1 pseudogene is annotated in these 317 nt (G+C 56.5%); it reads right to left on the bottom strand.

From position 1 onward, the window contains the following. Positions 1–200, bottom strand: a pseudogene (locus EE949_RS08280) (hypothetical protein); the annotation flags it as partial. Between the last annotated feature and the right edge of the window lie 117 nt (positions 201–317).

A 317-nucleotide genomic window follows, 5' to 3' on the forward strand; every position in this document is an offset into this window, starting at 1 on the left:
CCCGCGCGCTCCAGCGTTGCGCGGTACTTCTCGGCGGTTTGCTCATCCAGGTTGTTTTTGAGGACCAATCGTCGCCCCGAAAACAATAACTCCAGACGCGACTCATCCGCCTGAAACAGCTTTCCCAGGTTGGCTTTGACCCTCTCAAGCTGGGCACCTTCGACCAATCGGCCGTCGAAGACGATCTCAAAACGACTCATTCGGTATACCCGTCAGCACGTGAACAAGGTATGGCGCAGCCCCGAACATCGGAACAAGCAGGTTACCCCTGCCCGTCAAGTTGCTAAACTCGGGCCACTTACGGAGCAAGCTCATGT

Source organism: Pseudomonas viridiflava, assembly GCF_900602065.1.
In the GTDB taxonomy this organism is placed as follows: Bacteria; Pseudomonadota; Gammaproteobacteria; order Pseudomonadales; family Pseudomonadaceae; genus Aquipseudomonas.